Genomic DNA, 25463 nt, shown 5'->3' with positions numbered 1-25463 from the left:
CGATTTGACGTAGAGCCAATAAAATGTCTCAGCCTACTTTATCATTTTGTCAGTAGCTGACTGATTTGAAAATGCGCTTGAATCAAGCTTTTTTCAAACCTAGTCATCTTTGACGGGGTAGGACAACGAAATAAATTTTGAGAAAATATTATTTCTGTCCAACTCCCTTAAAATTATTATTTATTTTCATCTAATGCTTTATGAGAAGCATTTACGCGACCTTGTTTGTCAATTTCAGTTATTTTCACTTCAATTGAATCGCCTATACTTAATACATCCTCTACTTTATTAATACGTTCTTTTGAAATTTGAGAGATGTGTAATAAAGCATCTTTACCGGCAAACAATTCTACAAAAGCACCATACTTTTCAATACGTTTAACTTTTGCATTGTAAACTTGGCCTACTTCCGCTTCACGTGTGATATCTTCAATAATTTCACGAGCACGGTTAATCATGTCTTGATCAATTGCACCTATGAAGATTGTACCATCTTGTTCAATATCTAATTTAACACCAGTTTCATCAATGATTTCATTAATTTTCTTACCGCCTGGTCCAATTACGTCTCTAATTTTATCAGGTTTAATATGCATTATTTCCACTTTAGGAGCATAAGCACTTAATTCTTTACGTGGTTGATCAATTGTTTGTAACATGTGATCCATTATCGCTAATCGACCTTGTCGCGCTTGTTCTAGAGCTTCTTCAATGACTTCACGTGTTAAACCATCAATTTTAATGTCCATTTGTATCGCAGTTATACCTTCTTTTGTACCTGCAACTTTAAAATCCATATCCCCTAAAGCATCTTCCATACCTTGGATATCCGTAAGAATCGTATAACTATCTTCACGTGTAACTAGTCCCATTGCTATACCTGCAACAGGCGCTTTAATTGGCACACCAGCATCCATCAAAGCTAAAGTTGAACCACAAATTGATGCTTGTGAAGATGAACCGTTAGATTCTAATACTTCACTTACAATACGTACAGTGTAAGGGAATTCAGTTGTATCTGGAATAATGTATTTTAATGCTCTCTCGCCTAATGCACCATGTCCAATCTCACGACGACCAGGTGCTCTAACTGGGCCTGTCTCTCCAACAGAGAAATTAGGGAAGTTGTAATGATGCATGAATCGTTTTTCTTGTTCAGGACCTAGTCCATCAATAAGTTGATAATCACCTAATGCTCCTAATGTTAATACAGATAAAGCTTGTGTTTGTCCACGTGTAAATAAACCTGAACCATGTGCTCGTGGTAATAAACCAACTTCAGATTCAAGAGGTCTAATCTCATCTGGTTTACGTCCATCAGGTCTAATTTTTTCATCAGCAATAAGACGACGTACTTCTTCTTTAACTAAGTCATTTAAAATCGCATAAACTTCATCAATTAACAATTCATTTTCAGGATCTGCTTCGTCAACAAATTCAGTTGCAATTTCAGCTTTTAACGTATCCAAGTTTTCGTCACGTTGTTGTTTATCAAATGTTAAAACTGTTTCTTTTAAGCCTTTTTCTTCAGTAAGTGTTTTAACTCTTGAAACCAGAGCTTCATCACGTTCTACAGGTACAAATTCTTTTTTAACAGGTTGAATGTGAGCTACCACTTCTTCTTGGAATGCTACTAAACGTTTGATTTCATCATGTCCGAAGAAAATAGCTTCTAACATTTCTTTCTCAGTTATTTCACTTGCACCAGCTTCTACCATGTTTACTGCGTCTTTATGACCGGCAACTTCTAAGTCTAGACGTGAAACTTCTTTTTCCTCAACGGTAGGGTTAATTACATATTTACCATCAACATAACCTACATTAACACCAGCAATTGGTCCTTGGAAAGGAATATCTGAAACACTTAATGCCATTGAAGAGCCTATCATTGCAGCCATTTCAGGCGAACAATCTGGATCAGCGCTTAGTACTGTGTTCATAATTTGAACGTCATGTCGATATCCTTTAGGGAAAAGTGGTCGAATTGGTCTATCAATTAAACGTGCAGTTAATGTTGCTTCGTCTCCTGGACGACCTTCACGTTTTTTAAATCCTCCTGGAATTTTACCAGCAGCATACATTTTTTCTTCATAATTAACTGTTAATGGGAAAAAGTCACCATCACGCGGTTCTTTAGATGCTACAGCCGTAGATAATACAACCGTATCTCCATAACGTACTAAAACTGCACCATTAGCTTGTTTTGCTAATTGTCCTGTCTCAATCGTTAACGATCTTCCAGCCCACTCAGTTTTAAACACTTTCTTTTCTTGAGACATTATGAATCTCCTCTCTGAAATCTATTAACTACATCATATCATTTATTTTTCAAATTTTATATTAGTGATTTATATTAAACGATAAAAAAAGGAAAGTACCAAACTAAATGGTGCTTTCCTCTTAATATATAAAAATTAACGACGGATACCTAATGATTTAATTAATTCACGGTAACGTTGAATATCTTTACCACGTAAGTAGTTTAATAAGTGACGACGACGACCTACCATTTTTAATAATCCACGACGTGAATGGTGATCTTTTTTGTGTTCACGTAAGTGTTCGTTTAACGCAGCGATTTCTGCAGTTAAAACAGCGATTTGTACTTCTGGTGAACCAGTGTCAGTTTCGTGCACGCGATATTCTTTGATAATTTCATTTTTACGTTCTTGAGTGATTGCCATAATTAAATTCCTCCTAAAATTTGTATACACCTTAATCTGAGCTAGGCGTCGGAGTCTCAACCCGCCAAGATAAAGGAATAATATTTATGAATTCTATTTTCTAGAACTCAACTTTAAATATTATACGATACATCATCACCGAAATCAACTGAAAGTAAGTATTTCGCTTTTTCTTTATCATTATTCATTTGTTCAACTAATGGATCTATACCATCAAATTTAACTTCTGGTCTTAAATAATGATGCCAATAAACAATGACACGTTCACCATATATGTTGTCATTAAAATCAAATATATTAACTTCAATCACTACTTCAGCTTTAGAAGGATCGTGAAAAGTAGGTTTAACACCAACATTAGCTACACCACGATAGATTTTATTTTCAGCACCTATCGCCATACTAACAGCATAAACCCCTTTTTTAGGTAAAACATAATCATCACTTGGTTGAACATTTGCCGTAGGAAAGCCAATTGTACGTCCACGTTTCTCTCCTTGAACTACAGTGCCTTTAATTCGATAGAGATAACCTAACTGCTCATTGGCCTTTTTTAAATTCCCTTCTTTTAAAGCTTCCCTAATTGCAGTAGTAGAGATTTTTTCAGTATCCATTTCTTGTTTACCAACTATTGTAGTGCTAAATTCATCCATTTCATTTAATACGGACATGTTACCTTTTCCAAATTTACCGTAAGTAAAGTCAAAACCAGCAATCACTTCTTTAACACGATTATTAATAATATAGTCTTGAACAAACTCTTCTGCTGTTACACTCGCAAATCGTGAAGAAAAATTAATAACAATACAATAATCCACGTCGTGTTGTTCGATCATTTCAAGTTTATCTGAAAGTGGTGTTAAATAATCCGTGCGTTTACGTTCAGGATTTAACACAACAGAAGGATGAGGATCGAATGTTGTTACTGCCTTTTTTAAATTTTGCGCTGCAGCACGTTCATCCAATGCTTCAAACACTTTATGATGACCACGATGCATGCCATCAAAAAAGCCAAATGCCATCGCAACGTCTTCTTTTATCAATTGATTTTCTTGAATTGGATGGGTTACTTCTATCACTTTCATAACTTTAGACTCCTTTAATTAAATACTTTTTTAGGTTTTATTTCATGATTTTTTTCCGGATGTTGAATATAAATTGCCATTACTTTCTCCGTCTCAGAATCAATAAAGACGAGTTGTTGTTCAATCGTTTGATTAAATTGTTTTTTATTAAACTTTTGTCCATTTAATATTCTAGTTTTTATATTTTCATCAGAAACATAAATTTTCGGCAAACTTTTCAAACCATATTCTAAAGGAAATAAGTGTGATTGTAATGTGTCTTGCTCATGTAATTGAGAGATTTGATCTAATGTTATACTATCTTTAATGTCAAACCCACCTGAATTTATTCGTGTCAATAGCGACATGTGAGCTGGATACCCTAATTGTTTACCAATATCCGTTGCTAATGTGCGAATATATGTACCTTTACCACATTTAACCTCAATATTAAAATGACATTTCCCGTCTTCGAATTGAAGTTTAGAGGTGCGTGCTATCGAATCTATATTTACTTTACGAACTGGTCGTTCAACAGTTTCACCTTTTCGTGCATACTCATATAACTTTTTACCATTTACTTTAACAGATGAATACATAGGTGGAACTTGTTCTATAATTCCTTCAAATTGTTTTAAAACAGCGTCTACTTCGTTTATATTTATTGCGTTTTCTTGTACATCTACTTTATCAATAACTTCTCCTGTTTGATCTTCCGTAGTCGTACTTTCCCCTAGAGTTATGGTAGCGTTATAAGATTTTCCCATATCCATCACATAATCACTTACACGAGTGGCAGTACCAATACATACTGGCAATACCCCAGATACTTCAGGATCTAATGTCCCAGTATGACCAATTTTCTTAGTTTTTAAGATTTTTCTTAGCTTAAAGACGACATCATGACTCGTCAATCCACGCTCTTTATATACAGGTAAAATACCATTATACATTTTTTCACGTCCTTCAGTTTTAAGTACACTTATGTATCATAACTTATCTGACTTAACTTGTGTTATTTAATATAAAGTAATAACACTAATTCGTATACCATATAGCTAAATTGGTAATTTTTTAATTTGTTTAATTTTAAAAAAGAGTAGAACTGAAATTATACTAATTTCAATGTCCTACCCCTTAACTATATAGTAAATTTGCTGTAATTAAGATTATAAATATTTATCTATCTTGCTTATGCAAATCTTGAATCATTTTCTCGATTTTATTACCATACTCAATTGATTCATCATATTCAAAGAATAATTCTGGAACGATACGCAATCTCATTCTTGAACCTAATTCAGATTTAATAAATCCTTTCGCTTTGTCTAAAGCTTTAAACGTATCATTAACTTCCTTTTCGCTACCTAAGACTGTAAGGTAAACTTTTGCTTGAGATAAGTCATTTGTTAAGTCAACGTCAGTAATTGTGATAAACCCTACTCTAGGATCTTTAACTTTATTATTAACGATATCCATTATTTCTTTTTTCATTTGTTCGCCTACGCGTTCTGCTCTCATGTTACTCATTTATGTCACCTCAATATTTGATGTTACTCTTCTTTGTTATTCTATTCACTATTTAAGTTAGATTCAAACGCATTATCTTAAAGAAACAATATATTGTAATGTTCATCATTTAAAAAGGTGGACGGCTTCTCCGCGTCCACCTATACATATATTGTTAAGTCTTATCTTTCGATTTCAACCATTTCAAATGCTTCGATAATGTCGCCTTCTTTAATATCATTGAATTTTTCAATTGTAATACCACATTCATAACCTTGAGCTACTTCTTTGGCATCATCTTTGAAACGTTTCAATGTATCTAATTCACCTTCGAATAGAACAATTCCGTCTCTAATAATACGAACACCTGCATTACGAGTAATCTTACCTTCAGTAACATAACTACCAGCAATTGTGCCAACTTTAGACACTTTGAATGTTTGACGTACTTCAGCTTGTCCGATAACTTGTTCTTCGAATTCAGGATCAAGTAAACCTTTCATAGCTGATTCAATTTCTTCAATAACATTATAAATAACGCGATGTAGTCTCATATCAACGTTTTCAGCTTCTGCAGCACGTTTAGCACCTGCGTCTGGACGCACATTGAAACCAATAATAATACCATTTGACGCATTAGCTAATGTAACATCTGATTCATTAATAGCACCAACTGCAGTGTGAATAATACGTACATTAACGCCCTCTACATCAATTTTCATAAGAGAAGCTGCAAGTGCTTCAACAGAACCTTGAACGTCACCTTTGATAATCACGTTAAGATCTTTCATTTCACCTTGTTTCATTTGTTCAAATAAGTTGTCTAATGAAACATTTTTGCTTTCTTGACGTTGTTGGATAACGCTTGCTTCATGACGCGCTTCACCAATGCGACGTGCTTGTTTTTCGTCTTTGAAGATAACGAAGCGATCACCAGCTAATGGCACATCATTGATACCTGTAATTTCTACAGGTGTAGAAGGGCCTGCTGATTTAATTCTTTGACCTAAATCATTAACCATCGCTCTAATTCGTCCATATGTGTTACCTACAACTATTGAGTCACCAACATTCAATGTCCCGTTTTGAACTAATAATGAAGCAGCTGGACCACGTGATTTATCTAACTCCGCTTCAATCACAGTACCTACAGCTTGTTTATCAGGATTAGCTTTTAATTCTTGGACTTCAGCTACTAAGCCAATCATTTCTAATAAATCATCAATACCTTCACCACTTAATGCTGAAAGTGGAACAAAAATTGTTTCACCGCCCCAGTCTTCAGGGATCAAACCATACTCAGTTAATTCTTGCATAACACGGTCTGGGTTTGCAGTAGGTTTATCAATTTTATTTACGGCTACTATAGTAGGAACGTTAGCCTCTTTAGCATGGTTAATTGCCTCAATTGTTTGTGGCATTACACCATCATCAGCTGCGACTACTAAAATTGTGATGTCCGTTACTTGAGCACCACGTGCACGCATTGTAGTAAATGCTGCGTGTCCAGGTGTATCAAGGAATGTAATTTTTTTACCAGCATTTTCAATTTGATAAGCACCAATATGTTGCGTGATACCGCCTGCTTCTCCAGCTGTAACTTTAGTATGACGAATTGAATCAAGTAATGTTGTTTTACCATGGTCAACATGTCCCATAATTGTAACAACGGCTGGTCGTTCAATTGCATCTGGATCAGCTTCTTCTTCATCAAAGTAAATTGATAAATCTTCTTCATTTACAACGACTTCTTTTTCAAGTTCAACACCATAATCATCCGCAATCAATTCTAGTGTTTCTTCATCAAGTGCTTGGTTAATATTAGCAACGATGCCTAATAAGAATAATTTTTTAATAATTCCTGATGATTCAATATTTAATTTATCAGCTAACTCGCCAACTGTAATGCCTTCTTCATATGTGATTTTAGATGGCATTTCTTTTGGTTCTGCTGCCGGTTTATTATTTTTGTTACCTTTGTTGTTTTTATTATTTTTATTGTTCTTATTATTTTTGTTGTTTTTATTATTTTTGGCATTATTTTTGTTGTTATTATTGCCTTTTTGATTCGCGTTACCTTTGTTGTTCTGTTTGTTATTATTTTTAGTATTGTTATTGTTTTGTTGTTTTTGGTGATTATTTTGAGTGTTTTGTTTTGTATTGTTGTTACTTTCTTGTGGTCTAAACTTTTTATCAAGCGTTTTAATTTGATCGTCCTCTAACGCTTGCATATGGTTTGATACTTCTACATTCATATTTTTTAACTCATCTATAATCTCTTTACTCTTAACATTTAATTCTTTCGCATATTCGTAAATTCTTTTTTTACTCATATAATCACTCCTTACAATATTCATCTATCATCGACGTAAGCTTAGTCGCAAACCCAGAGTCTATTACTCCAATGTTCACACGTTCCGACTTGCCTAAAGATTGTCCTAATTCTGCTCTTGTACTAAAGATTCTAAATGGAACATGATATGATTCACATTTATTTTTTATATTCTTTAAAGTGTTTTCTGAGGCATCAGATGCCATGATAACAAGCTTTATATTATTTTTCTTGATTTCAGTAAGCAATACAGACTCGCCAGACTTTACTTTACGGGCTCTCATTGCTAAACCTAAAAAGTTTAAAATTTGTTCTTTGCTCATTTAGGAATCTCTTCTCTATAAATCAAACGTATAATTTCTTTGTAAACAGGGTCTAGCTTCTCAGAATCTGCATTAAAATATCTTTCAAGTACGCCTTTTTCTTGGGCTGCTTCTACACTTTGAACATCTTTTGAAACATAAGCGCCTCTACCTTGTTGTTTGCCAGTACCATCAGCAAAAATGTCGCCTTCTTTGTTAATAACAACGCGAATCATATCTTTTTTGGGACGCATTTCATTTGTAATAATACATTTACGCATTGGAATCTTTTTCTTCTTCACTTAATTACTCACCCCAATTATCTGCTTATACGTCTTTTTCTTCACTGTCTGCTTCTTCGATATTTTCAGAAGATTCATCGATATCTGCCGCTAATTCTGCAGTAGTTAAATTTGATTCCTCTAGATTAACATCATCAATTTCAATATCTTCATCATCTGATTCTGATAAAACGATGTCTTCAGCTAATTCTTCAGATTCAATCACAGGATAAATTCCCGCTTCACGAGCATCAGTTTCTGATTTAATATCAATTTTCCATCCAGTCAATTTTGCAGCTAATCGAGCATTTTGACCTCTCTTACCAATAGCTAGTGACAATTGATAGTCAGGAACTACAACTACAGTAGATTGATTGTCTTCGTCAACGATAACTTCCAATACTTGTGAAGGACTTAAAGCATTACGTACAAATACTTTAGGATCTTCATTCCATTGAACGATGTCGATTTTTTCTCCACCTAGTTCTTCAACTACAGCTTCAACTCGAGCACCTTTTGCACCAACACATGCGCCTACCGCATCGATGTCTGGATTATCAGAATAAACACTAATCTTAGAACGATCACCAGCTTCACGTGCTACTGATTTCACAATAACAGTTCCATCATAAATTTCAGGAACTTCTTGCTCAAATAAACGTTTTAACAAGCCTGGATGACTTCTAGAAACGTATATTTGTGGTCCCTTAGTTGTTTGTTCCACTTTATTAACATAGACTTTGATACGTTCGTTAGGAATATATTTTTCGTTAGGACTTCTTTCAGCTTCAGATAAGACCGCTTCAATTCTACCTAAGTTAACATAAACGTAACGATGGTCAACTCTATCGATAACACCTGTTAAAATATCATCTTCTTTATCAATAAATTCAGTATAAAGAATTTCTCTTTCAGCATCTCTTAGTCTTTGCATTACTGCTTGTTTAGCAGCTTGTGCACCAACACGACCAAAATCTTTTGGTGTAACATCTTCTTCGTAGATATCACCAACTTCATATGCTGGATTTTTAACTAATGCTGTACTTAAATCTACTTCGTCTCTGTCATCAAATACTTCTTCTACAACTTCTTTACGTGCTATAACTTTAAAAGTACCTTCGTCCATATTTAATTCCACACGTACGTTTCTAGCACTATCATAGTTCTTTTTATATGCAGTTATTAAAGCTGCTTCAATTGCATCAATTAATACTTCTCTAGGGATTTTCTTTTCTTTTTCTAAATATTCAGTTGCTAATAAAAGTTCATTACTTGCCACAATTATTCCTCCTCATCACGTTAAATCATTACAGCGTGACGTGCTTTTGCAATTTTATTTCTTGGTATTTCAATTTGTTTTGTTTTAGCTTTTTCTTTAACTTCCATCGTGATTGTGTCATCATCAACAGCTTTTAAAATTCCAAGCCACTCTTTATCGCCTTCGATTGGCGCATATAATGATACAAATACTGGTTTATCAATTGCATTGTGATAATCTTTTTCTTTTTTAATTGGACGTTCCGCACCTGGTGATGCTACGTCTAAGTAGTACATATCTGGAATTGGATCATTCTCATCCATTGCCTCGCTGATTTTTTCAGAAGCAAGTGTGCAATCATTTAAATCGACACCGCCCTCTTTATCAATAGATATTCTTAAGAAATGATCTTTCCCCTCTTTAGTGTATTCAACTTCAACTAATTCAAAATTCAATTCGTCTAAAATAGGAGTTATGATTGTTTCTACTTCCTCAGTGATTTTACTCATACAGGCCTCCTTTTTCGGCAAATAGAAAAGAGCGGGTATATGCCCACTCTTTCTGCCTGAGTCTAATTTTTTACGCACGTTCAGTATATCACACTTTAATTCCTTAAACAAATGTCTATCTCTTGCGTCACAGAGACTAATAAAATACTTTTGAGCTTGGAATATAAATTACATATCAAAAATAGACAATTGTGCCTTATCTGGAAGATTAGGTAAAGAACCTAAATCATCAAGATACTCAATTATTTTTTGAGATAATCCAGCCTTTTTATTTAAATCTTCTTTTGATAGGAATGGACCATCTTCTCGCGCTTCAACAATGCGTTTAGCAACATTCTCTCCAAGTCCAGGTACAGAAATAAATGGAGGAATTAAAGTATCTCCTTCAATAATAAAGTCAAATGCCTGACTTTTCTCTAGACTAATCGGTTGCATACGGAATCCGCGGTGAGCCATTTCATTCATAATTTCTAAGACAGTAAGAACGTCTTTTTCTTTTTTACCGAGGTCCATGTATCTTGAATACATATCTTTGACTGTATTCTTTATGCTTTCTTTGTCTTTAATCATAGTAATCAAATCAAAGTCTGATGCACGAATTGTGAAATAAGATGCATAATAATAAAGTGGATGATGTACTTTGAAATATGCAATTCTCACTGCCATTAGTACATATGCGGCCGCGTGGGCTTTAGGGAACATATACTTAATTTTCAAACAAGAATCTAAATACCAATCTGGTACATCATTTTCTTTCATAGCATCTATCATTTCTTCAGTTAAACCTTTACCTTTACGCACTGATTCCATTGTTTTGAAGGCCATTGAGGGTTCTAATCCTGCATACATTAAATAAACCATGATATCATCACGACAACCTATAACGCTTGATAAATCACAAATACCTGAACGAATCAATTCTTGTGCATTACCTAACCAAACATCAGTACCATGAGATAATCCTGATATTTGTACAAGTTCTGAAAAAGTTGTTGGTTTCGTATCTTCTAACATTTGTCGCACAAATCCTGTACCAAATTCAGGTACACCGAAAGTTCCAGTCTTACAAAGTATCTCCTCTTCAGTTACACCTAATGACTCAGGACTACTAAAGATTTGCATTGTCTCTTTATCATCTACTGGAATGGTCTTAGGATCTATACCAGATAAATCTTGTAACATACGAATCATTGTAGGATCATCATGTCCTAAAATATCAAGTTTTAAGACATTATCATGGATGGAATGGAAGTCGAAATGCGTTGTCATCCAAGAAGCACTTTGATCATCTGCAGGATATTGTATCGGGGTAAAATCATAAATATCCATGTAATCAGGAACTACTATAATCCCACCTGGATGTTGTCCTGTTGTACGTTTTACACCTGTACATCCTTTAACCAGACGATCGATTTCCGCACCACGTTTATGGATACCTTGGTCATTTAAATAACCTTTAACATATCCAAACGCCGTTTTTTCGGCAACTGTACCTATTGTCCCTGCACGGAAAACCTTGTCTTCCCCGAAAAGCACTTTAGTATAGTTATGAGCGTTTGGTTGGTACTCACCACTAAAGTTCAAGTCAATATCAGGAACTTTATCTCCCTTAAATCCTAAGAATGTTTCAAATGGTATGTCTTGTCCTTCTTTAATAAGTTCAGCACCACAAGTGCTACATTGTTTATCAGGTAAATCAAACCCTGAACCTACAGACCCATCATCAAAAAATTCACTCGTTTTACAGTTAGGACAAATGTAATGAGGTGGCAATGGATTAACTTCAGTTATTTCAGTCATTGTTGCCACAAAACTAGATCCAACCGAACCACGCGAACCTACTAAATATCCATCATTTAGAGATTTTTTAACAAGACGTTGTGAAATTAAATAGATAACCGAGAAACCATTTCCGATGATACTTGCTAGTTCTTTTTCAAGACGATCGATTACGATTTGTGGTAAATCTTCACCGTATAATTTTTTGGCATTCGTGTAGCTTAGTTCACGAATTTCTTCATTAGCTCCATCCATACGTGGCGTAAACAATTGATCTTTAATTGGAATAACTTTTTCAATTCGGTCCGCTAATTCATTTGTGTTTTTAACAACTATTTCATGTGCCTTTTCTTCACCTAAAAAGTGAAACTCATCTAACATCTCATCTGTCGTTCTAAAATGCGCTTCTGGTAAAGTTGAGCGATTCAAAGGATTACCAGGTTGAGATGCGATTAAGATTTTACGAGCAATTGCGTCATGTTCATATAAATAATGCGCATTTCCTGTCGCTATTACTGGAATACCTGTACTTTCTCCAGCTTTTAATATACGTTCATAAATTTCATAAAGTGTTTCAGTATCTCTAATGAGTTCTCTATCAATAAGATCTTGATAAAGTTTAGGTGGTTGTACTTCAATAAAATCATAATATTTAGCGATTTTTTCAACTTCCGATTGGTCTCTCTGCATTACAGCAGTGAATAATTCACCTTCATCACAAGCTGTTCCAACTAGTATGCCTTCACGGTATTCATTTAATAATGAACGTGGAATTCTAGGAGTTCGATAATAGTATTTAACTAATGAGGCACTTACAATTTTAAATAAGTTCTTTAAGCCTTCCTGTGTTTGAACAATTAATGTCACATGTGTCGGACGTGCACGTTTATATGCATCCTCATTAGACAGTTTTTGATTAATATCTTTATGATTTGTAACTCCTAACTCTTTCATTTGCTGAACCATCTTAATGAAGATATACGCTGTAGCCTCAGTATCATAAATGGCTCTATGGTGTTGAGTTAATTCTACACCATACTTTTTCGCTAAAAAGTTTAATCCGTGTTTACCATATTCAGTATTAATCGTACGTGAAAGTTCTAAAGTATCTATGACACCATTCGTTGATGGCCCAAAGCCAAGTCTTTCATAGCCAGTGTCAATAAAGCCCATATCAAATGATGCATTATGTGCTACAAATATAGCATCCCCAACCCACTCTTTAAATTCAGTCAATACTTCTTCAATCTCAGGGGCATCAGTCAACATATCATCAGTAATGTGAGTTAAATTAATGATTGTTTCTGATAATTTTTCGTGTGGATTACTGAATCGTTCAAATTTATCAATAATTTCCCCGTCTTTAACTTTAACGGCGGCCAATTCTATAATTTGATCGTATTGGTTTGAAAGTCCAGTTGTTTCAACGTCAAATACAACATAAGTTGCTTCTTTAAGATCTCGATCTGTTGGTTTGTAAGCAATAGGTACTCCGTCATCTACGAGCATGCCTTCCATACCATAAATCATTTTAATACCATTTTTTTCAGCGGCACCATGAGCATCAGGAAAGGCTTGAACGACATTATGATCTGTAACTGCTATCGCTTTATGTCCCCATTTTGCAGCTTGATTAACATATGCACTTATATTAGGAATACCATCCATTTGACTCATTGATGTATGTAAATGAAACTCTACACGCTTTTCTTCAGCTTTATCTTGCTTAGGTGTCTTTTTGATTTCTTCTATATCAGTCATCATCATTACTAAATCTCTTACAAACGTGTCTTCTTCAATACGTCCTTGAGCGCGTACCCATTTACCTACGCTCAGTGCCTTAAAGTGATCTAAATCATCTTTATTTTTTCTTGTAAACATCTTAAGTACAAGAGAATCTGTGTAGTCTGTGACTTTTAACTCAACAATATGACGACCACTCTTTAATTCTTTTAGGTTAATATCAAATATAACCCCTTCAATCGCTACTTTGAACTCTTCTTCAATGATTGATTCAATTGGTTTTATATTATCAATTTGTATCGGTTTACCAATTTGACACTTATCAACATTACTTTCATTGTTATCTTGTTGTTTGGCTTTTTCTGCTTTGATTTTTTCAATTTTTTCAGTAGCTTCACGAGCACTTTTTTCATCTTCTTCTTGAATATGAGCTTCTAATGAAGCTAAATCATCATAAGAACTTGAGTCGTCCGTTTCAAAAACAACTTTATCAATATCAAAACCACATTTACGAAAAGCTTTTACTAAGCTACCATTACATACTTTGTCAAAGTGATTTCTTTCGATGTCATTAGAGGTCATTACTTTCAACACATTACCAGACATAATTAAACGCTTCTGTTTAAGTTGACCTTTTACTTTAGGTGAAAGTGCAGTATGTTCTATACAATGACCAAAATATTTGATAGCATGCTCATCTTGATTACTTGTATCTTGAATTGTAAAATGCCAATCAACTTTGGCAATTTCTTTAAATTCTTCAGTAATCGCATTAGTGAATATTAAATAATCTTCATGTGATAGAAAATATGGCAATGTAATTTGAAATTCCCACGTTCTATTTTTATTTGACACATCTACTCGCGTTAATTCACCTTTTTCAATGATTGTTTGATCTAGTTGATTGGAAACTTTAATCTGGTCAGCGAGTACTTTGAATTTTTCTTGATTCGTCATTGCCATGACAGATAACCACCCTTATATCTAACTAATTTCTCAATTATATGTATACGCATCGTGTTATGATCTAACTGCAAACTTGATATCCATTATACTACTTTGCCATGTGCTTTTCATATGTTTCGTTTTAAAATTTTTAGTAAAAAAAGAGGTTTAGACAAATATGAAATTGTCTTAACCTCATTTAGCATTATGCATTGAATATCCATGTTGAACAAGTGAAATCAAGTACATTCATCAAATTCAACTAAGTCTTAGCAAATTATAAATTATTATAAAGTGTAGCGATATGAGTGTTTAAATCGTTAATATGAACATCTTCGCTTTCACCAGTTTGACGTACTTTAACTTCAACGATACCCTCACTAGCATTTTTACCAACTACAATTCTTATTGGAAGACCGATTAAATCTGCATCATTAAATTTAACGCCAGCTCGATCTTTACGATCATCATAAAGTACATCATATTGTTGTTGTAATTCTTTATACAATTGATCACCTAATTCTAGTTGTTCATCCTTTTTAGGATTAATAGTAATTAGATGTAAATCAAATGGTGTAACTGATTTAGGCCAAATAATACCATTTTCATCATTATTTTGTTCAACAATGGCACTTAGCGTTCTTGAAACGCCTATTCCATAGCACCCCATGATTAATGGCTTAGCTTTACCTTGGTTATCTAAGAATGTTGCGTTCATTGCTTCTGAGTATTTAGTTCCTAACTTAAATACTTGACCTACTTCAATGCCTTCAGCAAATTTCGCTTCGCCAGAGCCATCGCTTAATGGTTCTCCTTCTAAGATAAAACGGAAATCTCCAAACCCATCTACCTTGTAATCTCGATCTAAATTAGCGTTAATATAGTGGAATCCATCCTCATTAGCACCAACGACTAAATTATTTAAATCTTTGACATAATTATCTGCAAAAATTCTAATATCTTTATCATGAACTGGTCCCAGTGAACCAGGATTAGCACCTAATAAATTAACAATCTCGTCTTGAGTGGCCATTTCAACGTTATCTGTTTCAAAGAATGCTTTTACTTTGACATCATTTAATTCATGATGACCACGTATCAAGAACATAATGAATTCTCCATCAATTTTAAATATCATTGATTTAACAATTTCATCAACCGGACGGTTTAAGAAATCAGCTAATTCTTGAGCAGTTTTAACATTAGGTGTTTCAATCTTTTCTAATTCTGCTACTTCTGTATGCTTTTCATTTGGATGATAAACGACTTCCGCTTTTTCAATATTAGCTGCATAATCACTTTGTTCACTATAAACGATAGTATCTTCACCAATTTCACTTAAGGCCATGAATTCGTGTGTGTGGTTACCGCCAATTGCACCTGAGTCTGCAACCACTGGTCGAGCATTGATGCCAACACGTTTGAATATACGGTCGTAAGCATTGTACATATCTTGATATGTTTCATCTAACGATGCTTCATCAGCATGGAATGAATACGCATCTTTCATAATAAATTCTCTACCTCTTAGCAAACCAAAGCGTGGACGTTTCTCATCTCGAAATTTAGATTGTATTTGGAATAACGTTAAAGGCAATTGTTTATAAGATTTAAGTTCATCTCTGACGATAGAAGTTACTACTTCCTCATGTGTAGGACCTAAAGCAAATTCACGTCCATTACGATCTTTTAAGCGCATTAACTCTGGACCGTATGCACCCCAACGACCTGATTCTTCCCAAAGTTCTGCTTGTTGAAGTGCAGGCATTAAAATTTCAACGGCATCAATGCTTTCCATTTCTTCACGGATGATTTTAGAAATATTATTTAACACACGAGATGCTAATGGTAAATAGCTATAAATACCACTTGTACTTTGTTTGATTAATCCTGCTTTTAATAATAATTGGTGACTCAAAGCTTCTGCTTCAGCAGGGACATCTCTCCTAGTTGGTATGAAAACTTTCGATTGTTTCATCACTTAATCCTCCTTATTCTACAAGAAATAACGTTGTATATCGTTCCAAGTTACTAGAACCATTATAATTAAGACAAAAATAGCACCAGCAGCTATTATAATTGTTTCTGCTTTTTTATTAACTGGTCTTCTGAAAATTGCTTCATAGATAACAAATAAAATTCGACCACCATCAAGTGCTGGAATTGGCAATAAGTTCATTATACCTAAGTTAACACTTAATAGTGCAGTGTAGTACGTTAAAGCAATGATACCCTGTTTAACTACAGAGTCAACATTATGATAAATACCCACTGGACCATTTAACATATCAAATGAGAATTGACCTGTGAATATACTTGCAATCATTGTTCCTACAGCTTTAAAGATTAATGTACTGGCACTAACAAACTGATCAAACCCTAGCGCAATTGGTTTTATTAAAGTATGTTCTTTCTGAGGTTGGAAACCTAAAATGTACGTCGTCTCAGAATTTAATTTAGTTTGCTTAATAACTTGCTTTTTAGGAGTTATGTCCACTGTCTTTGTTTGATTATCTCTTTCAAATTTTATCGTTGTTTTATTATCTTTAATTTTATTTGCTGCAGACTGAATGTCATCAAAACTCTTTGTTTTATATTGACCTACTTGAACGATTTTATCTCCGGATTTTAATCCTGCTTGTTGTGCTGGATAATTATCAGCTAATTGCCCCACTGAGGTAGTAGGTGTTCCTTGGAAATAAGCTAATGCGATAAATAATATTAAGGCTAATATAAAGTTAAATAATGGTCCTGCAAATAACGTTAAAAATTTGGGTAAAGGTTTCTTATGTGCAAATTGTCGATGTCGTGGAGCGATTTGAATTAAACTACCATTCTCAACAAAATATGCTTTTTCAGCAATATTAAAATGATGTCGCTCATTATCATATGAAGTAATACCTTCAATGTACAAATCATCCTTGAAATCACATTGTTTAACTTCAATTGCTTCTATCTTTTGAAATTTATGCTGATCATCTAAAATTATATGCGTAATCTCATCTTTATCATTAAGTTTTACTTTAACATTCATACCTGGTTCAACTGGTGGCTCTTCTAAACCGTCTCCAGCCATTCTTACATAACCACCTACAGGTAATAAACGGATGGTATACAAAGTTTCGTTCTTACGGAAACTAAATATTTTTGGTCCCATACCTATCGCGAATTCAGGACACATTATTCCAGCACGTTTAGCAAAGAACATGTGACCATATTCATGTACCGTAACAAGTACACCAAACACGATCATAAATGAGACAATAGTGATTAAATAGCTCACATGATACACCTCAATTAAATTAAATTTCTACTTTTTTCATTAGAACGATGTAGATTATCTATGATTTGGTTAAATTATTCAAGAATTTTACTTTTAATAAAAGGAGTTAAGAATTACATCATCTACTATGTCTAGTCAAATGTGCACTCAATAACTCCTCAATTATAGCACTATACATTTTTCATATATAAATAAAACATTAAAATCGCACTACATTTGTATTAATAAAATGTTGAGTAATGGTAAAACAAACATGAAACTATCAAATCGGTCTAATATACCACCGTGCCCCGGTAAAATTCTACCAGAATCCTTAACACCAAAATGACGTTTAAATCCTGATTCAACTAAATCTCCAAGTTGACCAAAGATACTCAAGATGATGGTTACTAATAATAGTAACCAAATATTTAAGTTGAAATCAACAAAGAACAACATAACAATTGGCACAATTAAACTACAAATTAATCCGCCAATAAAACCTTCAATAGTTTTGTTCGGACTAATTACTGGCCATAATTTATGTTTACCCATTAGTTGACCGAAAATATAAGCACCTGTATCTGTTAACCACACCACTAAGAATGCATAAAGTATGTAATGTAAGCCATCTGAACGTGTTGCATAGAAATACATAAATCCAATACCGACATATGCAACTGACATAAGACAGAAAGCAGCATCCATAAAACTAAATCTGTTTTTTGACAGTACAGTATAACTTAGTAAAATAAAACTCATTGCGATTAAACTTTTTAATTGAATGTCACTAACCCAGTCACCTGCTGATTGAGGTAACATAATAATAATTAATGCTAAAGCACTAAAAATACCAGGGACTGAAATTAATTTAATCATATTCATATTTAAAAGTTCTTTTAATGCAATTAAAGCTAGTAAGTACGCAAACAACATTAACGTTGTACCACCCATCAATAGAATGGGTAGAAAAATTAACAATGCTATAATTGCGGTTAAAGTTCTAACTTTCATACGCTACTCCTTACTTAACCCTCCAAAGCGTCTTTGGCGAGATTGATATATTTTTAAGCAATTTTTAAATTCTTCACCGTCAAAGTCTGGCCACAATTTCTCATTGAATATAAATTCACTATAAGAAGACTGCCAAATAAGGAAATTACTAATACGTTGTTCACCAGAAGTGCGAATTAATAACTCAGGATCTGGGTATGAATGTGTCATTAAATGCTTGTTAATCATTGATTCATCAATATCTTTACTGTCTTGACCATTGCATTGAAGTTCATCATAAATTGATTTCATACTTTGAACAATTTCAGCTCGTCCACCATAATTGATGGCAAATATTAATTTCAGACCTGTATTATTTTTTGTTTTTTCTTTTGCATGTTCTATTGCTTCAATCGTCGATTTAGGAACTGCATCTAGAAAACCAATCGTTTCTATTTGAACATTTTTTTCAATGAGTTCGGGTAAAAATGTTTTTAAAAAATTAACAGGCAAATTCATGATATAATTAACTTCATTTTCAGGTCTAGACCAATTTTCAGTTGAAAAAGCGTATAGTGTTAAGTATTTAATACCCAAATCACTTGCTTCTCGCGTTACAGTTTTAATGGTTTGCATACCTTCGTAATGTCCTTTAATTCTAGGCATTTTACGCTTTTTGGCCCAACGTCCATTTCCGTCCATGATAATCGCTACATGTTCAGGTAAATTATGTAAATCTAAATCATCGTTATGACTGATTTTAGTCTTATTTCTTTTTATTAGCTTTTTAAACATGGTCTTTCCTCCGAGCCTGATCATCTCTATTATATTATATTAGTTATTTAAGAAATCATCTATCATTTTATCATACTCGATAATGGCATTGAATAAGCAAATGAAAAAACTGTACCAAAGTCTGAATTGGCACAGTTTAGACTAAAATAATTTATAGTAATGTAGAAAGTATATTTATAATAATACTTACACATTATTAAATGAATTAATTTATTGTCGAACTAATTAAACAGACATAATGTCTTTTTCTTTGTCCTCTACTAATTGATCAATTTCTTTAATAGAATTATCTGTAGCTTTTTGAACATCTTCTGTTTGACTTCTTAAATCATCTTCAGTAATGTCACCATTTTTTTCATCTTTTTTCAATTGATCATTAATATCACGACGGATGTTACGGATAGATACTTTCGCATCTTCACCAATTTTCTTAACGTTTTTCACTAATTCTTTACGACGTTCTTCTGTTAAAGCTGGGACAGTGATACGAATAACTTCACCATCACTTGTAGGATTTACACCTAAATTTGCTGCATAAATTGCTTTTTCAATATCAGCTACTGAAGATTTATCATAAGGAGAAATAACTAATAAACGTGCTTCAGGCACATTGATGCTCGCTAATTGTTGAACTGGTGTTGGTGCACCATAATAGTCAACAGTTACGCCACTTAATAAATTTGAATTTGCTCTTCCGGCACTGATATTCGCTAATTCTCTTGATAAATTATCGATAGATTTGCTCATTCTAGCTTTAGTGTCTTGGATTATGTCACTCATATTGTTTACACCTCTAATTATTTAGTTATTAACGTACCTATTTTTTCACCCATAACTGCACGTTTAATATTGCCTTCTTCCATAATTGAAAATACATTTAAAGGAATATTATTATCCATACAAAATGATGATGCAGTTGAGTCCATTACTTGTAACCCTTCTTGTAACATTTGAATGTGCGTCAAGTGTTCATATTTAACTGCATTCTTATCTACTTTAGGGTCTGCTGAATATACTCCATCAACATTATTTTTACCCATTAAAATAACATCGGCTTCGACTTCTGCTGCACGTAACGCTGCAGTTGTATCTGTAGAGAAGTATGGATTACCGATTCCTGCTGCAAAAATAACAACACGTTTCTTCTCTAAATGTCTAATAGCTCTTCGACGGATATATGGTTCAGCAACTTGTTTCATTTCAATTGATGTCAACACACGTGTGTCACATTCTAATTGTTCTAAGCTATCTTGGAGTGCAAGAGCATTCATAACTGTAGCAAGCATACCCATGTAGTCTGCTGTACCACGGTCCATACCTAAATCACTACCAGTTTTACCTCTCCAAATATTGCCACCACCAACGATAACTGCGATTTCGCAATCCATCTTAGCAACTTCAGCTACTTGCTGTGCCACGCTTTTAATAATGATTGGATTAATACCAAAACCTTTGTCTCCTGCAAGTGCTTCACCACTAAGTTTTAATACTACACGTTTATATTTAGAAGTTTGCGCCATTGTTTTTTCCTCTCTATTGTAAAAATATGTAATATATACAAGTAAAGAAGACACTGACGCGCCTTCTAACATAAAGTATCACTTTATAATAGAAAACCTCAAAGGTGTCTTCTTTCTTGTAAATCTTGTCGACAGATTATTTCATTTGACCTTTAACTTCATCTGCGAAGTTTTCTTCACGTTTTTCCATACCTTCGCCTACTTCATAGCGAACGAAGTCAACAAGTTTACCACCTTTAGATTTTAAGAAAGCTTCAACTGTTTGATCTGGATCTTTAACGAAGTTTTGATCAACTGCACAAATTTCTTGAAGATATTTACGTAAACGACCTTCAACCATTTTTTCAACGATGTTTTCAGGTTTACCTTCATTTAATGCTTGTTGTTTTAATACTTCTCTTTCGTGATTGATTTCTTCTTCTTTAACTTGTTCTGAAGAAACATATTTTGGATTGATAGCCGCGATGTGCATAGCAACATCTTTAGCAGCTTCTTCATCAGTAGTACCTTCAACTACAGTTAACACACCGATACGTCCACCCATGTGTAAGTATGCACCAAATGCATCGTTATCAGATTTTGTTCTGATTTCGAAACGACGGATACTTAATTTTTCACCGATTGTTGAGATTGCTTCTTTCATTCTTTCATCAACTGTTTTACCACTTGATAATTTAGTTTCTAATAAAGCATCTACTGTTTCAGCTTTGCTATCAAGAACTTGATTAGCAATTTCTTTAACTAATTCTTGGAAGCCTTCATTACGAGCTACGAAGTCAGTTTCAGAGTTGATTTCAACGATAGCAGCTTCATTTCCTTTAACTTCAACATGTACTAAACCTTCAGCTGCGATACGGTCTGCTTTTTTAGCTGCTTTAGCGATACCTTTTTCACGTAAGTAATCAATCGCTTTATCGATGTCACCATCAGTTTCTGTTAGCGCTTTTTTACAATCCATCATACCAGCGCCAGTTCTTTCACGTAATTCTTTAACAAGTTTTGCTGAAATTGCCATTAATTATTCCTCCAATATTTCTAATTGTAATAATAGATGATACCTAAATATTACCATTAAAGTCACTATAATTTCCAATACTCTAGTAAACTTTAATCATTATTTTTTATTATTTGAAAAAAGGGCGATAAGCATTACATCTTATCACCCATTTAAACTATATCTTAGTTTGATTCAACAGTAGTATTTTCTTCAGTTGATTCTGCTTCTTGAGATTCTTCTTTTTCATCTAAATTGATGTTTTGCTCTGCAGCTACTTCATCGTTAGAAACACCTTGTTGACCTTCTAAGACAGCGTCAGCCATTTTACCAGTTAATAATTTAACGGCACGAATAGCATCGTCGTTCGCTGGGATAACGTAATCAATTTCATCTGGATCACAGTTAGTGTCAACAATACCAACGATTGGAATATTTAATTTACGTGCTTCAGCAATCGCGTTACGCTCTTTACGAGGGTCAACTACGAATAATGCTTGAGGCATAGATTTCATATCACGAATACCGCCTAAGAATTTGATTAAACGGTCGTATTCTTTTTTAAGTTCAACAACTTCTTTTTTAGGTAAAACGTCGAATAAACCGTCTTCTTCCATTTTTTCGATTTCAGAAATACGTTTAATACGTTTAGAAATTGTTTTGTAGTTAGTTAAAATTCCGCCTAACCATCTTTGGTTAACGTAGAATTGTCCAGCACGTTCTGCTTCAGCTTTAACTGACTCTTGTGCTTGTTTTTTAGTACCTACGAATAAGACTCTACCGCCATCTTCAGATACTTGTTTGATGAAGTTATAAGCTTCTTCAACTTTTTTCACTGTTTTTTGTAAGTCAATGATATAGATACCATTTCTCTCAGTGAAGATATATTTTTTCATTTTTGGGTTCCAACGGCGTGTTTGGTGACCGAAGTGAACACCGGCTTCTAGTAATTGTTTCATTGAAATTACTGCCATTTTAAATTCCTCCTAGTGGTTATTTACCTCCATAATAAACTCATATAAAGACAATTAATTTAATTGCACCCTTTAAATGTACGTTTATCATGTGTGTATTGGCTTTTATAGCCGAAAACAATAATATCATATTTCTATATAATGCGCAATGTTAATTTCACTAAAGAAATAATGCAATACACATTTTTCATAATAAAAACTGTTACAAATAATATATACTTGCAACAGTTGAATGTTGGTTATTGCATTATCGATTTAAATCATAATTATTTATTTCGTTCTAATTCATCAAGGAATTTTTCTTTTTTAACTTTAATAAAGGTACCCTTCATCCCTAAGGATCGTGATTCGATTACACCAGCACTTTCAAGTTTACGTAACGCGTTCACGATTACTGAGCGAGTGATACCTACTCTATCTGCTACTTTTGAAGCTATCAATAGGCCTTCATTGCCACCTAATTCTTCAAAAATATGCTCAATTGCTTCTTTTTCAGAATAAGATAATGAATTAATTGCCATAGTGATTGCCGCTTTATCACGTGCCTCTTTCTCAACTTCATTATGTTTCTCACGAAGTATTTCCATTCCAATAACTGTTGCAGCATATTCGCCTAATACTAAATCATTTTCGTTAAAGTCATCTTTAACACGACCAAGTACTAATGTTCCTAATCTTTCGCCGCCACCAAGTATTGGAAATACAGTTGTACGACTGCTACTAAATACTTCTTTATCTTCAGGTGGGAATACAGTTAATTCATTATCAATATCAATATTAGATTCAGTTTGTTTAACGTCCATTAATAGTTCTGTATATTCGCTAGGAATGTGTTTACTTTCTAACATTTCGTTAATTCTTTGACTTTTTAAAAGTTCATTTAAACTTGAACCTAGAATTTTACCTCTACGTGAAACAATAAATACGTTCGTTACTGTAACGCTACTAATTGTTTGAGCAACGTCTTTAAAGTCGACCGCAATACCTTTATGTTTTTGTAATAGTGTATTTAATTCTCTAGTTTTAGATAATAAGCTCATAAAATTTCTCCTTTATTTATATTATAAAATAAATGCACTTAAATCTTTATTTGTTGAAATAGATTTCAACTTATCATCAACATATTGTGGTGTTATATCTACTACAGCATTTGGCATGCTAGGGGCTTCGAAAGATAAATCCTCAAGCATTTTCTCTAAGATTGTGTGTAAACGACGTGCACCAATATTATCAGTGTCTTGGTTAACTTGATATGCCATTTCAGCTAATCTTGTAATCGCTTCCTTAGTAAAGTTCACAGTGACCTCTTCTGTTTGAAGCAATGCCTCATATTGTTTAATGAGTGATAGCTTAGGTTCAGTTAATATTCTATAAAAATCGTCAACAGTTAAACTTTCTAATTCTACTCTAATTGGGAAGCGTCCTTGTAATTCAGGTATTAAATCACTTGGTTTCGATACGTGAAACGCGCCAGCACCGATAAACAGCATATGTTCAGTATTTACAGTACCATACTTAGTTTGAATCATGCTACCTTCTAAAATTGGTAAGATATCTCGTTGTACACCTTGTCTTGAAACATCTTGACCACTATTAGCGTTATTCGTTGCTACTTTATCGATCTCATCGATGAAGATAATACCCATTTGTTCTGCTAACTCAAGCGCTTCTTGATTTGCAGTTTCTTGATCAATTAATTCATCGGCAAAATCATCAGCCAAAATCTTACGAGCTGTTTTAACTGGTACCTCACGCTCAACTTTACGTTTAGGCATGAGTTGATTCATCATGTCTTGCATTTGTTGGTTCTGATTTGTACCGAGCATGCCTAGTGCACCTGGATCTTGTTCTACTTTAATTCTAACTTTCTCTTCTTCAAGTTTACCATCTAATAATTGTTTTTTGATTTCTGAACGCTTAGTTTTAATCTCTTCTGTAGGTGTTTCCTCTTCTTCATCATCATTGTTACCAAAGTTTGGAATTGCACCACCAAGTAATGACTCTAAAGGATTACTATTATTTGACGCTTTTTTCTTCATACTAGGCACAAGTAATTTAACTAACTTTTCATTAGCTTTATTAACTGCTTCGTCTTTAACCAAATCTTTCTTTTGATCTTTAACAAGTCTTACAGCTACATCGACTAGATCACGAACCATACTCTCAACATCGCGTCCAACGTATCCTACTTCAGTAAACTTAGTAGCTTCCACCTTAATAAATGGCGCTCCTACAACTTTAGCCATACGTCTTGCTATTTCAGTTTTACCAACACCAGTCGGACCAATCATCAAAATATTCTTAGGTGCGATTTCTTGTTTGGTTTCTTCATCAAGCAAACTTCTTCTATAGCGATTTCTTAGAGCAATGGCAACTTTTCGTTTAGCATCATCTTGCCCAACTATATATTCATCTAATTTAGATACGATATCTTTAGGTGTTAATTTTATACCGTTTGCATCCATATATTTTACCTCCAACCTAATTAACGTCCATTTATATTCATTTCCATAATTTTT

Annotated in this window: 21 protein-coding genes; all 21 read right to left on the bottom strand. The window is 33.7% G+C overall.

All coding sequences use genetic code 11. From position 1 onward, the window contains the following. Positions 1–176: 176 nt before the first annotated feature. The gene (gene pnp / locus F1592_RS09645; RefSeq protein ID WP_053017094.1) at positions 177–2279 is read right to left on the bottom strand and encodes a polyribonucleotide nucleotidyltransferase; all 2103 of its coding nucleotides are present in this window, start codon (positions 2277–2279) and stop codon (positions 177–179) included. 135 nt (positions 2280–2414) lie between these two features. Further along, positions 2415–2684: a 30S ribosomal protein S15 gene (gene rpsO / locus F1592_RS09640; protein WP_011275926.1), complete on the bottom strand. Its 270-nt coding sequence runs from the start codon at positions 2682–2684 to the stop codon at positions 2415–2417. Positions 2685–2797: 113 nt separating this feature from the next. Beyond that, positions 2798–3769: a riboflavin biosynthesis protein RibF gene (ribF, locus tag F1592_RS09635; RefSeq protein ID WP_037537305.1), complete on the bottom strand. Its 972-nt coding sequence runs from the start codon at positions 3767–3769 to the stop codon at positions 2798–2800. A 14-nt stretch (positions 3770–3783) separates the two neighbouring features. After that, positions 3784–4701, bottom strand: a complete 918-nt coding sequence (truB, locus tag F1592_RS09630; protein ID WP_053017093.1) for a tRNA pseudouridine(55) synthase TruB — start codon at positions 4699–4701, stop codon at positions 3784–3786. Positions 4702–4927: 226 nt separating this feature from the next. After that, complete coding sequence (rbfA, locus tag F1592_RS09625; protein ID WP_037551622.1) at positions 4928–5278, bottom strand: 30S ribosome-binding factor RbfA; 351 nt, start codon at positions 5276–5278, stop codon at positions 4928–4930. Positions 5279–5439: 161 nt separating this feature from the next. After that, positions 5440–7590 (bottom strand): translation initiation factor IF-2, encoded by a 2151-nt coding sequence (infB, locus tag F1592_RS09620; RefSeq protein WP_037537311.1) that lies wholly within the window; start codon positions 7588–7590, stop codon positions 5440–5442. A gap of 4 nt (positions 7591–7594) precedes the next feature. Next, positions 7595–7912 carry a YlxQ family RNA-binding protein gene (locus F1592_RS09615; RefSeq protein WP_053017092.1) on the bottom strand — a complete coding sequence of 106 codons (318 nt, stop codon included), beginning with the start codon at positions 7910–7912 and terminating at the stop codon, positions 7595–7597. After that, positions 7909–8193, bottom strand: coding sequence for an RNase P modulator RnpM (rnpM, locus tag F1592_RS09610; RefSeq protein WP_011275933.1), 285 nt, complete (start codon positions 8191–8193; stop codon positions 7909–7911). The genes F1592_RS09615 and rnpM overlap by 4 nt, the downstream gene beginning before the upstream one ends. Positions 8194–8218: 25 nt before the next feature. Next, complete coding sequence (gene nusA, locus F1592_RS09605; RefSeq protein WP_053017091.1) at positions 8219–9451, bottom strand: transcription termination factor NusA; 1233 nt, start codon at positions 9449–9451, stop codon at positions 8219–8221. Between the two features lie 20 nt (positions 9452–9471). Then, on the bottom strand, positions 9472–9939 hold the full coding sequence (gene rimP, locus F1592_RS09600; protein WP_037537317.1) for a ribosome maturation factor RimP: 468 nt from the start codon (positions 9937–9939) through the stop codon (positions 9472–9474). A gap of 168 nt (positions 9940–10107) precedes the next feature. Continuing rightward, positions 10108–14424 (bottom strand): PolC-type DNA polymerase III, encoded by a 4317-nt coding sequence (locus tag F1592_RS09595; protein ID WP_053017090.1) that lies wholly within the window; start codon positions 14422–14424, stop codon positions 10108–10110. A 259-nt stretch (positions 14425–14683) separates the two neighbouring features. After that, positions 14684–16384 (bottom strand): proline--tRNA ligase, encoded by a 1701-nt coding sequence (locus tag F1592_RS09590; RefSeq protein ID WP_053017089.1) that lies wholly within the window; start codon positions 16382–16384, stop codon positions 14684–14686. A gap of 18 nt (positions 16385–16402) precedes the next feature. Beyond that, positions 16403–17689, bottom strand: coding sequence for an RIP metalloprotease RseP (rseP, locus tag F1592_RS09585; protein WP_053017088.1), 1287 nt, complete (start codon positions 17687–17689; stop codon positions 16403–16405). 210 nt (positions 17690–17899) lie between these two features. Further along, a complete protein-coding gene (locus F1592_RS09580) occupies positions 17900–18682 on the bottom strand; it encodes a phosphatidate cytidylyltransferase (RefSeq protein WP_149809546.1) in 783 nt (260 codons plus the stop codon). A gap of 3 nt (positions 18683–18685) precedes the next feature. Further along, positions 18686–19456 (bottom strand): undecaprenyl pyrophosphate synthase, encoded by a 771-nt coding sequence (locus F1592_RS09575; RefSeq protein ID WP_053017087.1) that lies wholly within the window; start codon positions 19454–19456, stop codon positions 18686–18688. Between the two features lie 225 nt (positions 19457–19681). Then, the gene (frr, locus tag F1592_RS09570; protein WP_011275941.1) at positions 19682–20236 is read right to left on the bottom strand and encodes a ribosome recycling factor; all 555 of its coding nucleotides are present in this window, start codon (positions 20234–20236) and stop codon (positions 19682–19684) included. A gap of 17 nt (positions 20237–20253) precedes the next feature. Continuing rightward, positions 20254–20976: a UMP kinase gene (pyrH, locus tag F1592_RS09565; protein WP_011275942.1), complete on the bottom strand. Its 723-nt coding sequence runs from the start codon at positions 20974–20976 to the stop codon at positions 20254–20256. 136 nt (positions 20977–21112) lie between these two features. Further along, positions 21113–21991, bottom strand: coding sequence for a translation elongation factor Ts (gene tsf / locus F1592_RS09560; protein WP_107609946.1), 879 nt, complete (start codon positions 21989–21991; stop codon positions 21113–21115). Positions 21992–22155: 164 nt separating this feature from the next. Beyond that, the gene (gene rpsB / locus F1592_RS09555; protein ID WP_011275944.1) at positions 22156–22944 is read right to left on the bottom strand and encodes a 30S ribosomal protein S2; all 789 of its coding nucleotides are present in this window, start codon (positions 22942–22944) and stop codon (positions 22156–22158) included. A gap of 266 nt (positions 22945–23210) precedes the next feature. Then, positions 23211–23984, bottom strand: coding sequence for a GTP-sensing pleiotropic transcriptional regulator CodY (gene codY, locus F1592_RS09550; RefSeq protein ID WP_011275945.1), 774 nt, complete (start codon positions 23982–23984; stop codon positions 23211–23213). Positions 23985–24005: 21 nt separating this feature from the next. Next, positions 24006–25409: an ATP-dependent protease ATPase subunit HslU gene (gene hslU / locus F1592_RS09545; RefSeq protein ID WP_037537323.1), complete on the bottom strand. Its 1404-nt coding sequence runs from the start codon at positions 25407–25409 to the stop codon at positions 24006–24008. Positions 25410–25463 lie beyond the last annotated feature (54 nt).

Source organism: Staphylococcus sp. GDX7P312P, from assembly GCF_008385775.1.
In the GTDB taxonomy this organism is placed as follows: domain Bacteria; phylum Bacillota; class Bacilli; order Staphylococcales; family Staphylococcaceae; genus Staphylococcus; species Staphylococcus haemolyticus.
Note: the sequence above shows the minus strand (reverse complement) of the source record. Positions and strands in the feature narration are given on the sequence as shown.

Bases quoted from the DNA above. Each gene is read 5' to 3' on its own strand.
- pnp (WP_053017094.1), bottom strand. From the start codon at position 2,279: ATGTCTCAAGAAAAGAAAGTGTTTAAAACTGAGTGGGCTGGAAGATCG.
- rpsO (WP_011275926.1), bottom strand. From the start codon at position 2,684: ATGGCAATCACTCAAGAACGTAAAAATGAAATTATCAAAGAATATCGC.
- ribF (WP_037537305.1), bottom strand. From the start codon at position 3,769: ATGAAAGTGATAGAAGTAACCCATCCAATTCAAGAAAATCAATTGATA.
- truB (WP_053017093.1), bottom strand. From the start codon at position 4,701: ATGTATAATGGTATTTTACCTGTATATAAAGAGCGTGGATTGACGAGT.
- rbfA (WP_037551622.1), bottom strand. From the start codon at position 5,278: ATGAGTAACATGAGAGCAGAACGCGTAGGCGAACAAATGAAAAAAGAA.
- infB (WP_037537311.1), bottom strand. From the start codon at position 7,590: ATGAGTAAAAAAAGAATTTACGAATATGCGAAAGAATTAAATGTTAAG.
- F1592_RS09615 (WP_053017092.1), bottom strand. From the start codon at position 7,912: ATGAGCAAAGAACAAATTTTAAACTTTTTAGGTTTAGCAATGAGAGCC.
- rimP (WP_037537317.1), bottom strand. From the start codon at position 9,939: ATGAGTAAAATCACTGAGGAAGTAGAAACAATCATAACTCCTATTTTA.
- F1592_RS09595 (WP_053017090.1), bottom strand. From the start codon at position 14,424: ATGGCAATGACGAATCAAGAAAAATTCAAAGTACTCGCTGACCAGATT.
- F1592_RS09590 (WP_053017089.1), bottom strand. From the start codon at position 16,384: ATGAAACAATCGAAAGTTTTCATACCAACTAGGAGAGATGTCCCTGCT.
- F1592_RS09580 (WP_149809546.1), bottom strand. From the start codon at position 18,682: ATGAAAGTTAGAACTTTAACCGCAATTATAGCATTGTTAATTTTTCTA.
- F1592_RS09575 (WP_053017087.1), bottom strand. From the start codon at position 19,456: ATGTTTAAAAAGCTAATAAAAAGAAATAAGACTAAAATCAGTCATAAC.
- frr (WP_011275941.1), bottom strand. From the start codon at position 20,236: ATGAGTGACATAATCCAAGACACTAAAGCTAGAATGAGCAAATCTATC.
- pyrH (WP_011275942.1), bottom strand. From the start codon at position 20,976: ATGGCGCAAACTTCTAAATATAAACGTGTAGTATTAAAACTTAGTGGT.
- tsf (WP_107609946.1), bottom strand. From the start codon at position 21,991: ATGGCAATTTCAGCAAAACTTGTTAAAGAATTACGTGAAAGAACTGGC.
- rpsB (WP_011275944.1), bottom strand. From the start codon at position 22,944: ATGGCAGTAATTTCAATGAAACAATTACTAGAAGCCGGTGTTCACTTC.
- codY (WP_011275945.1), bottom strand. From the start codon at position 23,984: ATGAGCTTATTATCTAAAACTAGAGAATTAAATACACTATTACAAAAA.
- hslU (WP_037537323.1), bottom strand. From the start codon at position 25,409: ATGGATGCAAACGGTATAAAATTAACACCTAAAGATATCGTATCTAAA.